Annotated in this window: 18 protein-coding genes and 1 riboswitch; of the genes, 13 read left to right on the top strand and 5 right to left on the bottom strand. The window is 61.6% G+C overall.

The genetic code is table 11. The features are described 5' to 3' along the window. Positions 1-47: 47 nt before the first annotated feature. The gene (locus QYQ93_RS20925) at positions 48-1,361 is read right to left on the bottom strand and encodes a sorbosone dehydrogenase family protein (RefSeq protein ID WP_338475399.1); all 1,314 of its coding nucleotides are present in this window, start codon (positions 1,359-1,361) and stop codon (positions 48-50) included. A 99-nt stretch (positions 1,362-1,460) separates the two neighbouring features. Further along, positions 1,461-1,706: riboswitch (cobalamin riboswitch) on the top strand. Positions 1,707-1,786: 80 nt separating this feature from the next. Between QYQ93_RS20925 and cobO the strand changes: the two genes are divergently transcribed. From cobO to QYQ93_RS20860, 13 genes are all read left to right on the top strand, one after another. Continuing rightward, positions 1,787-2,398, top strand: a complete 612-nt coding sequence (cobO, locus tag QYQ93_RS20920) for a cob(I)yrinic acid a,c-diamide adenosyltransferase (RefSeq protein WP_043048925.1) — start codon at positions 1,787-1,789, stop codon at positions 2,396-2,398. Continuing rightward, positions 2,395-3,786, top strand: coding sequence for a cobyrinate a,c-diamide synthase (locus QYQ93_RS20915; RefSeq protein ID WP_338475398.1), 1,392 nt, complete (start codon positions 2,395-2,397; stop codon positions 3,784-3,786). The genes cobO and QYQ93_RS20915 overlap by 4 nt, the downstream gene beginning before the upstream one ends. After that, the gene (gene bluB, locus QYQ93_RS20910; protein ID WP_338475397.1) at positions 3,783-4,433 is read left to right on the top strand and encodes a 5,6-dimethylbenzimidazole synthase; all 651 of its coding nucleotides are present in this window, start codon (positions 3,783-3,785) and stop codon (positions 4,431-4,433) included. Before QYQ93_RS20915 ends, bluB begins: the two co-directional genes overlap by 4 nt. Further along, entirely contained in the window at positions 4,430-5,338 is a 909-nt protein-coding gene (gene cbiB, locus QYQ93_RS20905; protein ID WP_043048922.1) for an adenosylcobinamide-phosphate synthase CbiB, read from the top strand. Before bluB ends, cbiB begins: the two co-directional genes overlap by 4 nt. After that, a complete protein-coding gene (cobD, locus tag QYQ93_RS20900) occupies positions 5,331-6,320 on the top strand; it encodes a threonine-phosphate decarboxylase CobD (RefSeq protein WP_043048920.1) in 990 nt (329 codons plus the stop codon). The genes cbiB and cobD overlap by 8 nt, the downstream gene beginning before the upstream one ends. Then, entirely contained in the window at positions 6,317-7,768 is a 1,452-nt protein-coding gene (locus QYQ93_RS20895; protein ID WP_338475396.1) for a cobyric acid synthase, read from the top strand. Before cobD ends, QYQ93_RS20895 begins: the two co-directional genes overlap by 4 nt. Before the next feature lie 987 nt (positions 7,769-8,755). After that, positions 8,756-9,277 (top strand): bifunctional adenosylcobinamide kinase/adenosylcobinamide-phosphate guanylyltransferase, encoded by a 522-nt coding sequence (gene cobU / locus QYQ93_RS20890; protein WP_338475395.1) that lies wholly within the window; start codon positions 8,756-8,758, stop codon positions 9,275-9,277. After that, positions 9,274-10,329: a nicotinate-nucleotide--dimethylbenzimidazole phosphoribosyltransferase gene (gene cobT / locus QYQ93_RS20885; RefSeq protein WP_338475394.1), complete on the top strand. Its 1,056-nt coding sequence runs from the start codon at positions 9,274-9,276 to the stop codon at positions 10,327-10,329. Before cobU ends, cobT begins: the two co-directional genes overlap by 4 nt. Further along, a complete protein-coding gene (gene cobC, locus QYQ93_RS20880) occupies positions 10,326-10,901 on the top strand; it encodes an alpha-ribazole phosphatase family protein (RefSeq protein ID WP_338475393.1) in 576 nt (191 codons plus the stop codon). The genes cobT and cobC overlap by 4 nt, the downstream gene beginning before the upstream one ends. 2 nt (positions 10,902-10,903) lie before the next feature. Next, positions 10,904-11,632, top strand: coding sequence for an adenosylcobinamide-GDP ribazoletransferase (locus QYQ93_RS20875; RefSeq protein ID WP_043051621.1), 729 nt, complete (start codon positions 10,904-10,906; stop codon positions 11,630-11,632). 42 nt (positions 11,633-11,674) lie between these two features. After that, the gene (locus QYQ93_RS20870) at positions 11,675-12,079 is read left to right on the top strand and encodes a MarR family winged helix-turn-helix transcriptional regulator (protein WP_043051622.1); all 405 of its coding nucleotides are present in this window, start codon (positions 11,675-11,677) and stop codon (positions 12,077-12,079) included. Between the two features lie 63 nt (positions 12,080-12,142). After that, a complete protein-coding gene (locus QYQ93_RS20865; protein WP_161796528.1) occupies positions 12,143-13,342 on the top strand; it encodes an MFS transporter in 1,200 nt (399 codons plus the stop codon). Between the two features lie 150 nt (positions 13,343-13,492). Then, the gene (locus tag QYQ93_RS20860; RefSeq protein ID WP_338475392.1) at positions 13,493-14,041 is read left to right on the top strand and encodes a glutathione peroxidase; all 549 of its coding nucleotides are present in this window, start codon (positions 13,493-13,495) and stop codon (positions 14,039-14,041) included. Between the two features lie 65 nt (positions 14,042-14,106). On the opposite strand, the gene QYQ93_RS20855 is transcribed toward QYQ93_RS20860, so the two are convergent. The 4 genes from QYQ93_RS20855 to QYQ93_RS20840 all read right to left on the bottom strand — a co-directional run bounded on the left by QYQ93_RS20855 (position 14,107) and on the right by QYQ93_RS20840 (position 17,264). Next, the gene (locus QYQ93_RS20855) at positions 14,107-15,387 is read right to left on the bottom strand and encodes an OmpP1/FadL family transporter (protein ID WP_043051625.1); all 1,281 of its coding nucleotides are present in this window, start codon (positions 15,385-15,387) and stop codon (positions 14,107-14,109) included. A gap of 146 nt (positions 15,388-15,533) precedes the next feature. Beyond that, on the bottom strand, positions 15,534-16,016 hold the full coding sequence (locus QYQ93_RS20850) for a hypothetical protein (protein WP_043051626.1): 483 nt from the start codon (positions 16,014-16,016) through the stop codon (positions 15,534-15,536). 278 nt (positions 16,017-16,294) lie between these two features. Beyond that, complete coding sequence (locus tag QYQ93_RS20845) at positions 16,295-16,519, bottom strand: hypothetical protein (RefSeq protein WP_005790139.1); 225 nt, start codon at positions 16,517-16,519, stop codon at positions 16,295-16,297. 439 nt (positions 16,520-16,958) lie between these two features. After that, complete coding sequence (locus tag QYQ93_RS20840; protein ID WP_043051627.1) at positions 16,959-17,264, bottom strand: hypothetical protein; 306 nt, start codon at positions 17,262-17,264, stop codon at positions 16,959-16,961. Positions 17,265-17,362: the final 98 nt, after the last annotated feature.

Genomic DNA, 17,362 nt, shown 5'->3' with positions numbered 1-17,362 from the left:
GGAGCAAGCCCCCTCCCACATTGGTTTTATAGTGCTCCTGAGATGGGTTACTTGGCTGCCGAAACCCGCCAAACCTTATTGCCCACATCATCGGCCACCAGCAAATCCCCTTGCTGGTCGATCACCACACCCACTGGCCGGCCCATGGCTTTTTCATCGCTGTTGAGAAACCCCGTCAGCACATCCACCGGCTGTCCTTTTGGCTGGCCCCCTTCAAACGGCACGAAAATCACCTTGTAGCCACTGTGCGGCTTGCGATTCCACGAGCCATGCTGGCCGATAAACGCACCATTGCTGAACTGCGCGGGCAGTCTGCTGCCCTCGGCGAACGTCAGCCCCAGTGAGGCGGTATGAGGGCCTACCGCGTAGTCCGGCGCGATGGCCTTGGCGACCAGATCAGGGTTTTGCGGTGTGACACGCACATCCACATGCTGGCCGTAATAGCTGAAAGGCCAGCCATAAAACCCGCCATCCTTGACTGAGGTGATGTAGTCAGGCACTAGGTCACTGCCGATTTCATCGCGTTCATTGACCGCCGTCCACAGCTTGCCGCTCTGAGGTTCCCAGGCCATGCCGTTAGGGTTGCGCAGGCCGGAGGCGAAAATGCGGTGCTTGCCGGTGGCGCGGTCGACTTCCCAGATTGCGGCGCGGCCCTGCTCTGCCTCCAGGCCGTTTTCACCGACGTTGCTGTTGGAGCCGACGCTTACATACAGCTTGCTGCCATCCTTGCTGGCTACCACGTTTTTCGTCCAGTGGTGGTTCAAAGGCCCGCCCGGTAAGTCCACGACCTTGGTGCCCTGGGCTTTGATCGCGGTTTCACCCGGCTGATAGGGGAAGCGCAGCAACTTATCCGAGTCCGCCACATATAGGTCGTTGCCGACCAGTGTCATGCCAAAGGGCGAATTGAGATTCTCCAGGAACACCGTGCGGGTTTCGGCCACGCCATCGTGATCGACATCGCGCAGCAACGTAATGCGGTTCGGGCTCGGCACGCCGGCACCGGCACGGCCCATGACCTTTTCCATTACCCAGCCGCGCACGCCTTTGGAATCGTCCGGCTTGGGTGGCGCATTGGTCTCGGCCACCAGCACGTCGCCATTGGGCAGCACGTAAAGCCAGCGCGGGTGATCCAGGCCCTCGGCGAACGCGGCAACCTGGGTGCCGGCAGCAGCAGTTGGCTTGGCGCCCTCAGGCCAGCCAATGGCCGGGGCGATATTGACGGTGGGGACCAGAGTCTTGTTCGGTTCCGGCAGCTTGGGCGCGGGCCCGGTACCGTCGGAGACCTGCAAGGTTGAGCTTTCACCGCAGGCGGCGAGGCCGCCGGCGAGCATGATCAGTAAGGCGAGTCGGGTTTTATGCATGGTTTTCTCCTTGATACCTGTAAGGGTAGAGAAGCAGGGTGTACGGATGGTTCAAGTACCAGGCCAGCTTTAATTGACGCTCCACCCCCAACCCACTAACCTTCGCGGCTTGTTCCAGGTGCTCTGTGGCGTGCGCGTCGGCAGAGTGAAACAGGGAAGCCGGTGAGTGAGCGCACTTGTACACAGTGTTGCCGCGATTCCGGCGCTGCCCCCGCAACGGTAAATGAGTCAAGACGGTGCTGTTTGCCACTGTATCGCTCGCGATATGGGAAGGCGCGCCCTCGGCTGCATCGATACGACGCGCCACTCATGAGTCCGGAGACCGGCCTTGAACATTCAACAGCATCACGGTGGGCGATGCTTGGCTGTCTGTTTTGTCTTTTTCCTGCCCGCCGTTTTTTGTCCAGCCCCAACGGAGAGCTGCCATGACCGATTCCCCTGACCGCGACGAACGCCACCTGGCGCGCATGCTGCGCAAAAAAGCCGTGATCGACGAGCGCATCGCCAATTCGCCGAATGAGTGCGGCCTGTTGCTGGTACTGACCGGCAATGGCAAAGGCAAGAGCAGCTCGGCCTTCGGCATGCTGGCCCGCGCCATGGGCCATGGCATGCAGTGCGGCGTGGTGCAGTTCATCAAGGGCCGCAACAGCACCGGCGAAGAGCTGTTCTTTCGGCGCTTTCCCGAGCAGGTGCGTTTCCATGTGATGGGCGAAGGCTTCACCTGGGAAACCCAGGACCGCCAGCGCGACATCGCCGCCGCCGAGGCGGCCTGGGCCGTGTCCCGTGCAATGTTGCAAGACGCCTCTATCGGCCTGGTAGTGTTGGACGAGCTGAACATTGCCCTCAAGCACGGCTACCTGGACCTGGATCAGGTACTCAGCGACCTGCAAGCCCGCCCGCCAATGCAGCATGTGGTGGTCACCGGCCGCGGCGCCAAGCCGGAACTGATTGAAATGGCCGACACGGTCACCGAAATGGGCATGCTCAAGCACGCGTTCCAGGCCGGTATCAAGGCCCAGAAAGGCGTCGAACTTTGAATCAGCCCCGTCATTGCCCGGCCGTATTGATCGCCGCTCCGGCGTCCGGCCAGGGCAAAACCACCGTCACCGCCGCGCTGGCGCGTTTGCATCGCAACCTGGGACGCAAGGTACGCGTGTTCAAATGCGGCCCGGATTTTCTCGACCCGATGATCCACGAGCGCGCCAGCGGGGCGCCGGTGTATCAACTGGACATGTGGATGGTGGGCGAGCAGGAAAGTCGCCGTCTGCTCTGGGAAGCGGCAGGGGAGGCTGACCTGATCCTGATCGAAGGCGTGATGGGTTTGTTCGACGGCACGCCCTCCAGCGCCGACCTGGCGCGGCACTTCGGCGTGCCGGTACTGGGCGTGATCGATGGCACCGCCATGGCCCAGACCTTTGGCGCCCTGGCCCTGGGCCTGGCACGTTATCAACCCGACCTGCCGTTTGCTGGCGTGCTGGCCAACCGTGTCGGTACTTTGCGTCATGCCCAGTTGCTCGAAGGCAGCCTCACCGAGGGCTTGCGCTGGTACGGCGCGTTGTCCCGGGAGACCGGCATCGAACTGCCCAGCCGCCACCTGGGCCTGGTGCAAGCCAGTGAATTGAATGACCTCGATGTGCGCCTGGACGCCGCCGCCCAGGCCCTGGGCAGCAGTTGTGAAGTGGCCCTGCCGCCGCCCGTGACCTTTGCCGCGCCCGCCGTGATCGAGGCCGAGCCGTTGCTCGCCGGCGTGCGCATCGCCGTGGCCCGTGACGAAGCCTTTGCCTTTACCTACGGCGCCAGCCTTGACCTGTTACGGGGGATGGGCGCTGAGCTGAGCTTTTTCTCACCGATCCATGATCGCCAACTGCCGCAAGCTGACAGTCTGTATCTGCCCGGCGGGTATCCGGAATTGCACCACCAGGCCCTGTCGGCCAACATCCCGATGCTGGAGGCCATCCGTGCGCATCACGGCGCCGGTAAACCGCTGCTTGCTGAATGCGGCGGCATGCTCTACCTGCTCGATTCGCTCACCGATGTGCACGGTTCTCGTGCCGAACTGGTGGGCCTGCTGCAGGGCGATGCAGTGATGCAAAAGAAACTTGCAGCCCTGGCTCTGCAAAGCGTCGAACTGCCGGAAGGCGTCCTGCGCGGCCACACCTACCACCATTCCCTGACCAACACCGAATGGGCGCCAATTGCCCGCGGCCTGAGCCCCAACGGTGGGCGCGGTGCCGAAGCGGTGTACCGCCAAGGGCGGATGACCGCGTCCTACGTGCACTTTTATTTCCCGTCGAATCCTGGCGCGGTGGCCGCGTTGTTCGCGCCAGACCTTGAGACCGCTATCGCAGGCAAGCCAGCTCCCACAGTTGACCGAGTTGAAACCCAATCCAATGTGGGAGGGGGCTTGCCCCCGATGAGGCCATGACTGACAACGCCTTCCCCAAGGCCGACCGCGACGCTGTCTACCGCGCCATCGCCGAACGCCGCGACATGCGCCACTTCACTGGCGGCAACGTCGCCCCGCAACTGCTGCAGCGCCTGCTCCAGGCTGCGCACCAGGCGCCCAGCGTCGGCCTGATGCAGCCTTGGCGTTTTATCCGCATCAGCGACCGCACCCTGCGTGGGCAGATTCAACAGTTGGTGGAAGAAGAGCGCGTGCGCACCGCCGAAGCCTTGGGCGAGCGCTCCGATGCGTTCATGAAGCTCAAGGTCGAAGGCATCAACGACTGCGCCGAGGTATTGGTGGCCGCACTGATGGATGATCGCGAGCGCCATATCTTCGGGCGCCGCACCCTGCCGGAAATGGACATGGCGTCTCTATCCTGTGCAATTCAGAACCTATGGCTGGCGGCGCGCGTGGAAGGCTTGGGCATGGGCTGGGTCTCGCTGTTCGAACCCCAGGCCCTGGCCGAGCTGCTGGGCTTGCCGCCCGGTGCCAAGCCCCTGGCGGTGTTATGCCTGGGACCGGTGGCGCAATTCTATCCGGCACCGATGTTGCAGCTTGAAGGCTGGACCGAGCCGCGACCGCTGAGTGACATGCTGTATGAAAACAAGTGGGGAGTGAGTCAATGAGTGTGGCCTTGCTGTGTGTCGCTGCGGTGGCGCTGGATGCGCTGCTGGGTGAGCCCAGGCGCTGGCATCCGCTGGTGGCGTTCGGCAATTTCGCCGGGCGTATCGAGCAGCGTTTCAATACCGGTGGACGCGGCTGGCGCAGCCATGGCGTGACCGCGTGGTTTATCGCGGTGGTGCCGCTGACCCTGCTGGCCACGGCTTTGTCATGGGCGCCGTTGATTGGCTGGCTCGTGGAAATCCTGGCGTTGTACTGCGCCCTTGGCATGCGTAGCCTGGGTGAGCATGTGACCCCGGTGGCCCAGGCTCTGCGCAGGGATGACCTGGACGAGGCGCGCAAACGCGTGAGCTACCTGGTCAGCCGCCAGACCAGCGAACTGGACCGCACTGAAGTCGCCCGCGCCGCCACTGAGTCGGTGCTGGAAAATGGCAGCGACGCGATATTCGCCGCGCTGTTCTGGTTCGTGGTGGCCGGTGTGCCGGGCGTGGTGCTCTATCGCCTGAGCAACACCCTGGATGCCATGTGGGGCTATCGCAACGAACGCTTCGAACGTTTTGGCTGGGCTGCCGCCAAGATAGACGATGTGCTCAACTATATTCCTGCGCGCCTGGTGGCTTTGACCTACGCGTTATTGGGCAAAACCCGCCTAGCCCTCAAATGCTGGCGCACCCAGGGCCCGACTTGGGACAGTCCCAACGCCGGGCCGGTGATGGCTGCCGGTGCCGGTGCACTGGGGGTCGAATTGGGCGGTGCGGCGATTTATCACGGCGAGGTACATCAGCGCCCGCAGTTGGGCGAAGGTCCACCGGCCGACGCCGATTCCATTGATCGCGGCTGGCAACTGGTGCAACGCGGCGTATGGTTGTGGTTGTTAGTCCTGTGCGTGGGGGCACACATCTATGCTTGAACACGGTGGTCGGCTGCGAAAGGCCGCGATTGAGTATGGGATTGCCGAAGCGGATTGGCTCGATCTGTCCAGTGGCCTGGCGCCCTGGCCGTGGCCGATTCCCGAAATCCCGTTGCGTGCCTGGGCGCGCCTGCCGGAAAGCGACGACGGCCTGGAGCAGGCCGCCAGCGACTATTACGGTACCGCCCAGTTGTTGCCGGTGCCGGGCTCCCAGGCCGCGATCCAGTTGCTGCCGCGCCTGCGTCGCTCCGGCAAGGTCGGCGTGCTCTCGCCCTGTTATGCCGAGCACGCCGAAGCCTGGCGTCGCGCTGGCTACGTGGTGCGCGAAGTGCAGGAGCAGGAGGTCGATTTCTTTCTCGACAGCCTCGACGTGCTGGTGGTGGTCAACCCCAACAATCCCACAGGCCTGAGCCTGCCCCCACAGCGCCTGCTGGACTGGCATGCGCGGCTGGCCCAGCGCGGTGGCTGGCTGGTGGTGGACGAGGCCTTCATGGACGTTACCCCAGAGTTGAGCCTGGCCAGCCATACCCATGAGGTCGGTTTGATCGTGCTGCGTTCATTCGGCAAGTTCTTCGGCCTGGCCGGTGTGCGCCTGGGCTTTGTGCTGGCCGAGCGCAAGCTGCTCAAGTTGCTCGCCGAACAGGTCGGGCCCTGGGCCGTCAGCGGGCCGACACGGGTGCTGGGCCAAGTGTGCCTGCGCGACACCGCCGGGCATACCCGCCAGCGCAAACGCTGCATCGAAGCCGGCCAGCGCTTGTTTGAATTGCTTGAACGCCGGGGCTTTGAGCCCCACGGCGGTTGCGCGTTGTTCCAGTGGTTGATTACGCCGCACGCCGAACGCCTGCACGAATTCATGGCCCAGCGCGGCATCCTGCTGCGCCTGTTTGTGCATGACAGCAGCGTGCGTTTCGGCCTGCCCGACACCGACGCCGATTGGCTGCGACTCGACCAGGCCCTGGCCGCCTACAAGGAAGCCACATGAGTACCCTGATGGTGCAGGGCACCACCTCCGATGCCGGCAAGAGCACCCTGGTGACCGCGCTGTGTCGCTGGCTGGTGCGTCAGGGCGTGGCGGTGGTGCCGTTCAAGCCGCAGAACATGGCGCTCAACAGCGCCGTCACCGCCGAAGGCGGCGAAATCGGCCGTGCCCAGGCGGTCCAGGCCCAGGCCGCCAACCTGGCGCCCCACACCGACATGAACCCGGTATTACTCAAGCCCAACAGCGACACCGGTTCCCAAGTGATTATCCATGGCCGCGCCGTGACCAGCATGAACGCCGTGGCCTATCACGACTACAAGGCTATCGCGATGCAAGCGGTACTGGCTTCCCACGCGCGTTTGAGCCAGGCCTACCCGGTGGTGATGGTCGAGGGCGCGGGTTCCCCGGCCGAGATCAACCTGCGTGCCAACGACATTGCCAACATGGGCTTCGCCGAAGCAGTGGATTGCCCGGTGCTGTTGATCGCCGACATCAATCGCGGCGGCGTGTTTGCCCATCTGGTCGGCACGCTGGAGCTGCTTTCGCCCAGTGAGCAGGCGCGGGTCAAGGGTTTCATCATCAACCGTTTTCGCGGTGATATCGCGCTGCTGCAGCCTGGGCTGGATTGGCTGGAGGCACGCACTGGCAAGCCGGTGGTGGGGGTGTTGCCCTATGTGATGGACCTGCACCTGGAGGCCGAAGACGGTATCGACCAGCGCCAGGTCGACAAGGCCGCCCAGGTGCTCAAGGTGGTGGTGCCGGTGTTGCCGCGTATCAGCAACCATACGGATTTCGACCCGTTGCGCCTGCACCCCCAGGTGGATTTGCAGTTTGTCGGGCCGGGCCAGGCGATTCCTGCGGCTGACTTGATCATCCTGCCGGGCTCGAAAAGCGTGCGCAGCGATTTGTCGTTCTTGCGTGCCAATGGCTGGGAGGCAGCCGTGGCGCGGCATTTGCGTTATGGCGGCAAGGTGCTGGGGATTTGCGGTGGGTTGCAGATGCTGGGCGAGCAGGTGCATGACCCGCTCGGGCTGGAGGGTGTGGCCGGGTCCAGTGCTGGTCTTGGGTTGCTGGCGTTTACTACGACGCTGGAGGAGGAGAAGCAACTGCGTAATGTACGCGGGCGCTTGGTGCTCGAGGATGCGGAGGTCAGTGGGTATGAGATTCATGCGGGGGTGACGTCGGGTGATGCTTTGGTCAGCGCTGCCGTGTTGCTGGACGATGGGCGCAGCGATGGGGCGCTGAGTGCGGATGGGCAGATTCTTGGTACCTACCTGCATGGGCTGTTTGAGGCACCGGCGGCGTGCAGTGCGTTGTTGCGTTGGGCTGGGTTGCAGGATGTGCAGGAGGTGGATTATCACGGGTTGCGTGAGCGTGATATCGAGCGGCTGGCGGACTTGGTTGAGCACCATTTGGACACCGATTTGTTGCGCAACCTATGTGGGATCTGACGGTGTTCGAATGTGGGAGGAGGCTTGCTCCCGATGGCGGCCTGTCGGTGTACATATCCATTGCTGCGGTAACGGCCACTTATGGTTCCGCTCTTACAGCGGGTCACTTTTGAAAAGCGCAAAAGTAACCAAAACGCTCTTGCCCCACCACTCGGCACCTCGCCCAGGCTCGGTGTGCCCTCACTCCGGCTTGAATCCGTGGGCCGCCGTCATGGGCCATCCCTGGCCCAGGACGGCTAACCCGGCGTCCTGCCGGGTTACCCACGGATCTAAGCCTGCGTTCGGCCAGCGTGGTTTGACGGGGCGCCTAAGATCAAGATCAAGAGCGACTCGCTTCGCATCGTGGATACGCTGGCGGCGTGTCTGCTTTTCTGTAGGAGCGAGCTTGCTCGCGAAAAACCTGAGAACGCCGCGTTCATTCGTGAGCGTGATATCGAGCGGCTGGCGGACTTGGTTGAGCACCACTTGGACACCGATTTGTTGCGCAACCTATGTGGGATCTGACGGTGTTCAAATGTGGGAGGGGCGGTGCGACGTTTCGACTTGCTCCCGATGGCGGCCTGTCGGTGTACATATCCATTGCTGCGGTAACGGCCACTATGGGTTCCGCTCTTACAGCGGGTCACTTTTGAAAAGCGCAAAAGTAACCAAAACGCTCTTGCCCCACCACTCGGCACCTCGCCCAGGCTCGGTGTGCCCTCACTCCGGCTTGAATCCGTGGGCCGCCGTCATGGGCCATCCCTGGCCCAGGACGGCTACCCCGGCGTCCTGCCGGGTTACCCACGGATCCAAGCCTGCGTTCGGCCAGCGTGGTTTGACGGGGCGCCCAAGATCAAAAGCAAGATCAAGAGCGGCTCGCTTCGCATCGTGGATACGCTGGCGGCGTGTCTGCTTTTCTGTAGGAGCGAGCTTGCTCGCGAAAAACCTGAGAGCGCCGCGTTCATTCTGGCTTCCCGCTCCATCCATGACTTTTACAGGGCTTATTCCATGCTCCAACTGATCTTGGGCGGCGCACGCTCTGGCAAGAGTCGCCTTGCTGAAAAGCTCGCCAGCGATAGCGGTTTGCAGGTCACTTACATCGCCACCAGCCAGCCGCTGGACGGTGAAATGAATCAGCGGGTTGCCCTGCATCGTGAGCGTCGTCCAGACCATTGGGGGTTGATTGAAGAACCCCTTGAGCTGGCGCGGGTGCTGGGTGAAAACGCCGCTGCCGAGCATTGCCTGTTGGTGGACTGCCTGACGTTATGGCTCACCAATCTTCTGATGCTCGAAGACGCTGATCGCCTGGCGTTTGAGCGCGATCAACTGCTGCAAACCCTGGCGTCGCTGCCGGGTGAAATTATTTTTGTCAGCAACGAGACCGGTCTGGGTGTCGTGCCGCTGGGCGAATTGACTCGCCGTTATGTGGATGAAGCCGGTTGGCTGCATCAAGCCTTGGCCGAGCGGTGTCAGCGTGTTGTGTTGACGGTCGCCGGCCTGCCCCTGACTTTGAAAGGTACTGCGTTATGACGGATTCCTGGTGGCTCAAGCCCTGCAAGGCCATTGATGCCGCTGCCCACGAACAGGCGCTGGCGCGCCAGCAGCAGTTGACCAAGCCAGCCGGTTCCCTCGGTCAGTTGGAGGCGCTGGCGCTGCAGTTGGCAGGCCTGCAGGGCCAGGTCAAACCGTCGGTAGATCGACTGTGGATCGCGATTTTTGCCGGCGATCATGGCGTGGTTGCCGAAGGCGTGTCGGCATTTCCCCAGGAAGTGACCGGGCAGATGCTGCATAACTTTGTCACCGGTGGTGCGGCGATCAGTGTGTTGGCGCGGCAGCTGGATGCGCAGCTGGAAGTGGTCGACCTCGGCACCGTCACGCCGTCGCTGGATTTGCCCGGCGTGCGTCACCTGAATATCGGCGCGGGCACGGCCAATTTCGTCGATGGGCCGGCGATGACTCGGGCCCAGGGGCAACTGGCCCTGCAAGCCGGACGAGACAGCGTGAGCCGCGCCCTGGACAGCGACGCGCAGTTGTTTATCGGCGGTGAGATGGGCATCGGCAATACCACTGCGGCCAGCGCCTTGGCCTGTGCCTTGCTGGATTGCCCGGTGAGTGATCTGACAGGCCCGGGCACGGGTTTGAATGCCACGGGTGTCAGCCACAAGGTCGCGGTGATCGAGCGGGCATTGGCGGTGCATGCCGCTCAGCGTGGTGATGCGTTGCAAACCCTGTTCAACCTCGGCGGCTTTGAAATGGCGGCGTTGGTCGGCGCTTATCTGGCCTGCGCCCAAGAGGGCATTGTGGTGCTGGTGGATGGCTTCATCTGCAGCGTTGCCGCACTGATGGCGGTGCGCTTGAACCCGGGATGTCGCGAATGGCTGGTGTTCGGCCATCGGGGCGCCGAGCCGGGCCATCGCCATGTGCTGCACAGCCTGGATGCCCGACCTTTACTGGAGCTGGGCCTGCGCCTGGGCGAGGGCAGTGGCGCGGCGCTGGCGGTACCATTGTTGCGCCTGGCGTGCGCGTTGCACGGGCAGATGGCAACGTTCGCCGAAGCGTCCGTGGCGGATCGCCCCGCATGACCTTGCGCCTGGACCTGCTGCGCCACGGCGAAACCGAGCTGGGCGGCGGCCTGCGTGGCAGCCTGGACGATGCATTGACCGCCAGGGGCTGGGCACAGATGCGCGCCGCAGTGGTCGAGCAGGGGCCGTGGGATCGGCTGATCAGCTCGCCGCTGCAACGCTGTGCCTTGTTTGCCCAGGAGTTGGGGGCACAGCTTGACCTGCCGGTGAGTCTTGAGCCTGATGTGCAAGAACTCCACTTCGGCGCCTGGGAAGGCCAGAGCGCAGCCGCACTGATGGAAACCGACGCCGAAGGGCTAGGGTTGTTCTGGGCCGATCCATACGCGTTCACGCCGCCGCAAGGCGAGCCGGTCAGTGAGTTTTCCGAACGGGTGCTCGGCGCTGTCTCCCGACTGCATCAAGCTTATGCTGGCCAGCGCGTGCTATTGATCAGCCACGGCGGCGTGATGCGCCTGCTGTTGGCCCGCGCACGCGGTTTGCCCCGTGAGCAATTGCTGAATGTCGAAGTCGGCCACGGCGCGTTGTTCAGCCTGCAGGTTGGCGCCGACAGCGTCTTGAAGGAAGGAACCTGACGATGCTGCCATTTTGGATCGCCCTGCAATTTCTCAGTAGCCTGCCGATCCGTTTGCCGGGCATGCCACAGCCTCAAGAGCTGGGCCGCTCGTTGCTGTTTTATCCGCTGGTGGGACTGCTGTTCGGCCTGCTGCTATGGGGCCTGAACCTGGTGTTGATGGGCGCGCCGTTGCTATTGCATGCCGCGCTGCTACTGACGGCCTGGGTGCTGCTCAGTGGCGGCCTGCACCTGGATGGCCTGGCGGACAGCGCCGATGCGTGGCTGGGTGGCTTTGGTGACCGCGAGCGCACCCTCAACATCATGAAAGACCCGCGCAGCGGGCCGATTGCGGTGGTCACCCTGGGCCTGGTGTTGCTGCTCAAGTTCAGCGCGTTGGTGGCCCTGATCGAACAGCACAATGGCGCTGCCTTGATCCTGGCGCCGCTGATCGGGCGGGCTTCGATGTTGGCGCTGTTTCTCACCACGCGCTACGTACGTGCAGGAGGATTGGGCCAGGCATTGTCCGATCATTTACCGCGGATTGTCGGCCAACAGGTACTGATCCTCTGCGGCCTGGCATGCATCCTGATTGGTGGTTTCAACGGCGGCATCGCGGTGTTGCTGGCGGCGCTGTGCTTCGTGTGGCTGCGTCATTTGATGGTCAGGCGTCTGGGCGGCACCACGGGCGATACGGCCGGTGCGCTATTGGAGCTGCTTGAAGTTGCCGTCCTGGTCGGGCTGGCCCTGTAACCCTTTCTTGCATTTCCTTAACTGCGGGTATATACACGCTCTATGCTTGCCTCCCAATGTTTGTGCACCAACCTGCGACGCGCCGCCCGTGGCGTCAGCAGGCATTACGACGGCGCTCTCGACGGCTTCGGGATCAACGTTGCCCAGTATTCTCTGCTGTGTAACTTGCAGCGCCTCGACCAACCGAGCATTTCCAGCCTGGCCGAGGCCATGGGTCTGGACCGCAGTACCTTGGGACGTAATCTGCGTGTATTGGAAGGCGAAGGGCTGGTGCAGTTGGTCGAGGGCGACGATCTGCGCAACCGCCTGGTGGTGTTGACCGAATCAGGCCAGCAGCGACTGGCCGCGGCCTTGCCGGCATGGGAAGCGGCGCAACAGAAGCTGATTGATAAGTTGGGCGCCGAAAAGCGCGAAACGTTGTTGGCCTTGCTGGACGAACTCGCCTGAAGCGCGGTTTGTTCGACTATAAGCGGGTATATACCCGCGAGCGGAGAATAAGAAATGACCTCAATGTGGCGCACCAGTGGTTGGATCCTTGTGGGGAGTGCGCTGATCCTGGCGTTGTCCCTGGGCGTACGGCATGGCTTCGGCCTATTCCTGTCGCCCATGAGCAGCGAGTTTGGCTGGGGGCGTGAGACCTTTGCCTTCGCCATTGCCTTGCAGAACCTGATCTGGGGCCTGGCCCAACCGTTTACCGGGGCCTTGGCCGACCGGTTCGGCGCGACCAAGGCAGTGTTTGTCGGCGGCGTATTGTATGCCGCGGGCCTGGTGCTGATGGGCATGTCCGACTCTGCGTGGTCGCTGTCTCTGAGCGCAGGCTTGCTGATTGGGATTGGCCTGTCCGGTACTTCGTTCTCGGTGATTCTTGGTGTGGTCGGCCGCGCCGTAGCCCCGGAAAAACGCAGCATGGCCATGGGCATCGCCAGCGCCGCCGGTTCCTTCGGCCAATTCGCCATGGTCCCCGGCACCCTCGGCTTGATTGGCTGGCTGGGCTGGTCTGCGGCACTGCTGGCGTTGGGCTTGATGGTGGCGTTGATCCTGCCGCTGGTCGCGATGCTCAAGGATCGACCGCTGCCGGTCACGGTCGGTCAGCAGACCCTGGGCGAAGCTCTCAAGGAAGCCTGCTCTCACTCAGGGTTCTGGCTGTTGTCCTTCGGCTTTTTTGTCTGTGGTTTCCAAGTGGTGTTTATCGGCGTGCACTTGCCGGCGTACCTGGTCGACCAGCACCTGCCGGCCACGGTAGGCACCACGGTGCTGGCCTTGATCGGCCTGTTCAACGTGTTCGGCACCTACACGGCCGGTTGGCTGGGCGGGCGCATGTCCAAGCCGCGCCTGCTGACCGGTTTGTACCTGTTGCGGGCCGTGGTGATTGTATTGTTCCTGTGGGCGCCGGTCACCGAAGTCAGCGCGTATCTGTTTGGCATGGCGATGGGGTTCCTGTGGTTGTCCACCGTCCCCCTGACCAACGGCACTGTCGCGACCTTGTTTGGTGTGCGCAACCTTTCAATGCTCGGTGGGATTGTGTTCCTGTTCCACCAACTCGGCTCATTCCTCGGTGGTTGGCTGGGCGGGGTGGTCTATGATCGAACCGGTAGCTACGATTTGATCTGGCAGGTGGCGATTCTGCTCAGCCTGCTCGCTGCGGCCCTGAACTGGCCGGTGCGTGAGCGCCCGGTGGCGCGTATGCAGGCGCAGATGGAGGCGGCATGAGGCTAGCGGTGCGCGTTATGGCCATGGCGGCGGTGTTGGCTCTGTTGCTGCTGGCCTGGTGGGGTTGGCAACAGGGCGGCCTGGCGTTGATGCAACTGGGCATGGCGATCTGTTAAGTTCAATGCCTGAACTGACTCAAGGAATGTCGACATGCTGATACGCTGGCTCGCTGTACCCGTCCTCATGGCTGTTGGCAGCGTGGCGATGGCCGCCAGTTGCCCCCCGTTACTGGAGGGGCAATTACCCAAGTTGCGGGCCAAGGAATCCATCGACCTGTGCCAGCAATTCGCTGGCAAACCCTTGGTGATCGTCAACACGGCGAGCTTCTGTGGCTTTGCTCCGCAGTTCAAAGGCCTGGAAGCGTTGTATCAGCGCTACAAGGACCAAGGCCTGGAAGTGATTGGCGTGCCGTCCGATGATTTCAAACAGGAAGCCAAGACCGGCGAAGAAACCGCCAAGGTCTGCTACGTGAACTACGGCGTGACCTTCACCATGACCGAACCACAGAAGGTCAGGGGGCCGGACGCAGTGCACCTGTTCAAGCTGCTGGCGCAGCAGAGCAGTGCGCCGAAGTGGAATTTCTATAAATACGTGGTGGACCGCCAGGGCAAGGTAATTGCCAACTTTTCCAGTGTGACCAAGCCGGACAGCCCGGACCTGATCAAGGCAGTGGAAGAGGCATTGGCGTCCAAGCCCTGAGCCGCGACCAATGAAAAGCCCCGCCTCCTGAGCAGGAGAGCGGGGCTTTTTTATACCGCCGAGAATCAGAAGCGGTAAGTCATGCCCAGGCCGAAACCGTTGGCGCTGTTTTCATACTTGGCGTTGTAGCTGGCCAATTGGTTGGAGCGTGCAACCTTGACGTCTTCCTCCTTCAGGTAGGAATAGGCCAGGTCGACGGTCATGTTCGGCATGACCTCGTAGCCCAGGCCCAGGCTGAAGATCGTACGGTCGCCGGTCGGGATGCGTGGCGAACGATCCGTATTGTTGGTCGGCGATTGGTCGAAGGTCAGGCCGGTACGCAACACCACTTGCTTGGTGAGCTGGTACGAGGTGCCCACGGCGTAGGCCCAGGTATCGTGCCAGTTCTGGTCTTCCTTGATGGTGCCGATCAGGGCGGGGGCGAGTACGCCGCCGGAAGTGCCGCCGACGACACCCTCGTTCTTGACGGTGATGTCTTTCAAGCGGCTCCAGCGCGTCCAGGTTGCACCCGCATAGAGTTTCCAGGCGTCAGTCAGGTCCTGGGTGACCGACAGGTCGTAGGACTCTGGCGTGTCGATCTTCAGCGACGCATCGTAGCGGTTGCTGCGCAGGGCGCCAGCGGTCGCAGCCGGGCCGCTGACTTCGGTGTGCCCGTCCAGCTTGTAGCTGACCTTGGAGTGATAGGTCAGGCCGACGCGAGTGGTATCGGTGGCTTGTACCAGCACGCCGATGTTGAAGCCCAGCGCGGTGTCGTCGCCCTTGATCTTGATATTGGTGGATGGCGCGGCAGGGTTCAGCGTCAGGTCCGATTCCAGGGTGCCGGCGATGCGGTTGAAGGTCGGGCCAAAACCGACGGAAACGCGATCGTTGAAGGCGTAGCTGACCGTCGGCTGGAAGGTGATGACTTTTACTTCGCTTTTGCTGCCAAAAGGAGCGCCCTGGAAGCCGCTTTCGTAGTCAGTCACCAGGCCGAACGGTGCATAGACGCCGAAACCGACAGCCCACTGATCGTTGAGTTTATTGGTGTAGAAACCGAAAGGGACGGCAGTAAAAGGCACCATGTCGCCTTTGTTGCTACCGCGGGAACGGCCGCTGACGTCGCTGATATCAGTGGAGGCATCAATGGCAGCAACACCGCCGGTGATCTGTTGACCTTCCAGGCGTGCCATGCCAGCAGGGTTACCGAACACAGTGCTTGCATCATCGGCAGAGGACGAGCGACCTGCGAAACCGGTACCCATCCCGCTGACGCTCTGTTCGTTCAGGGCAAAGCCGCTGGCAAACAGTTGGGAGGATGCCATGGCAACGGCGAGGCTAAGTGTGGTCTTGAGCATTACTTTTTTCATTATTAGAACTCCGTGGTGATCACCGCTGCGGAAAGTATCAATAAATTTCGCATCGCGCTATAGGCTGTAACGCTGGAGATAGAGCGGTTTTGTAGGACAATCCGACCAAAATTCAGGTTTTTTGCCGAATCTTGCATTTTGCCCGGTCAGCATGCCACCTGTTTTATGGGGCAGACGCAGGTTTGCCACGCCTGGGTAAAATCTCGCAGACGACCTTGCGGGTGGAAAATTTCTTTCCAGATACGCGCCATGGCGAGCACATCGCCGGGTGTGGGCAAGGCGGGGCTATTCTGCTCCACCAGCAGCCAGGCGATGGCGGTGGCGTAGCGCAGATTTACCGTCAACTCCAACTGGGGCGCAGTGAGGAAAGCATGTTGGCTGGCGAGTCCGCGTACCAGGCTGGCCCGCTCGGGGTCCAGGGCCAGGTAGTCATCCCAGAGGGCGCGGTGGCGTGGTTCGGTGATGCGGTATAGGCCATGGCCGCGTCTATCATGCAGGGCCGAGCCAAGTTCCGACTGGCTGGCGGCAATGCCCAGCAACAGGGATTCGGCTGCCGCGTCATGACGGCCGAGGTACATCAACGTCGGCCTGATCACATAACGACACAATTCGCTGGCGGCAATACCCATACAAGCCTCAGTCCAATAAAGGGGTGGACGAGCCTGAGAAGGGAGGGCTTGGCAGCGGTGAATCGGATCTCAGGCCCGTCGCAAGCGGATCATGCCGCTCGAGTTGAAGTGTAGTGTCATATTCATGATGTAAAGGACTGTTTTTAAAACATCTTCTTCATTCGGTTATAACGTTTATATCTATTTGTACTTAATTCAACGGCATGCTGGCCAAATTCCAGGCAATAAAAAACCCTGTTTTTCAGACAGGGTTTTTGTATTTCAGCGACTCGGGTCGATCAGGCAGTCAGTGCCTGACGGGTACGCTCGATCACGGCCTGCAGCGGCTCTGCGCTGGAGTATTGATCGGGGTACAGGCGTTCGCTGTGACGTGCGATGCCGTGTTCGTTGACCAGGGTGAAGCTGAAGCAGCCTTTGCGAGCGGCCATGATCAGGCAGTTCATTGGGGCAAAAGCGTTAGTGAGGGTGCGAATGGCATCCTGAGTGTGGATTTGAGCGTTCATATTATTGGTGTTCCTACAAATGACACGGATAAGAACCGTGCAACGTTAAAACGTTCCAGTAACGCTGATCACCATTGATCAAGCGAAGAACCTGACTGGAACAAAGCAGCCAGTTTGAAGCGCTGATAAATTAGGCGCGCTTGGGCTGGCAGGTAGGTACTTAGGAGGGCAGGCAACACAACAGGGGCAAAGGTTCTGGGCCCAGGGTGAAGATCCTGATCAATTTGCAGGTTGGTTCGGTCAGAGTATTGAATCTTCGCGACACCCTTTGCTTGTTCAAAGGCTGTGTCGTCGCAAGGAATACCTGGAAACCATCGAGGTGGTCGATCCCATGTGTTCAGGGGATTGTTCGACCAGAATTGACTTTCAGCTTGGTACTAACGCCGCGGATAGTAACGGATCGAAATGGGGAAGGGAAGGGCAGCGTCAAAAAACTTCATCAGCCGCCGAGCCACCCGCGAAAGACCAGTACCGTCATTGACGCTGCCAGAGCGCAACCCAAGCCGTAGGCCGCAAGCGTCAAGCGTAGAGACTGCCTGGTCTCGATCACGCGTATGACCTCGTGCATGTCATTGATCCTGCCGTCACTCAATTCAATGCACAGGCTCACGGCGGTAAAGGTGGCCGATATCAGGATCGCGCTGGCGAACAGCGCGCCGTCCGGTGAAGGTAGCGCGGCATTGATGCCCAGGGAGGTCGCGCAGACAGCCAATAGCAGCAAGGCGAATAACAGAATTCCTTTCATCGGCCCTACAGGGTTGCGTTGTCGGTGGGGCAGTGTGGCGAGACGCGACACATTTGGAAAGTCCCTTGGTTTGTCCGGGCAGTAACATGTTTAAGGCA

It is taken from the genome of Pseudomonas khavaziana (genome assembly GCF_036704165.1).
GTDB lineage: Bacteria > Pseudomonadota > Gammaproteobacteria > Pseudomonadales > Pseudomonadaceae > Aquipseudomonas > Aquipseudomonas khavaziana.
Note: the sequence above shows the minus strand (reverse complement) of the source record. Positions and strands in the feature narration are given on the sequence as shown.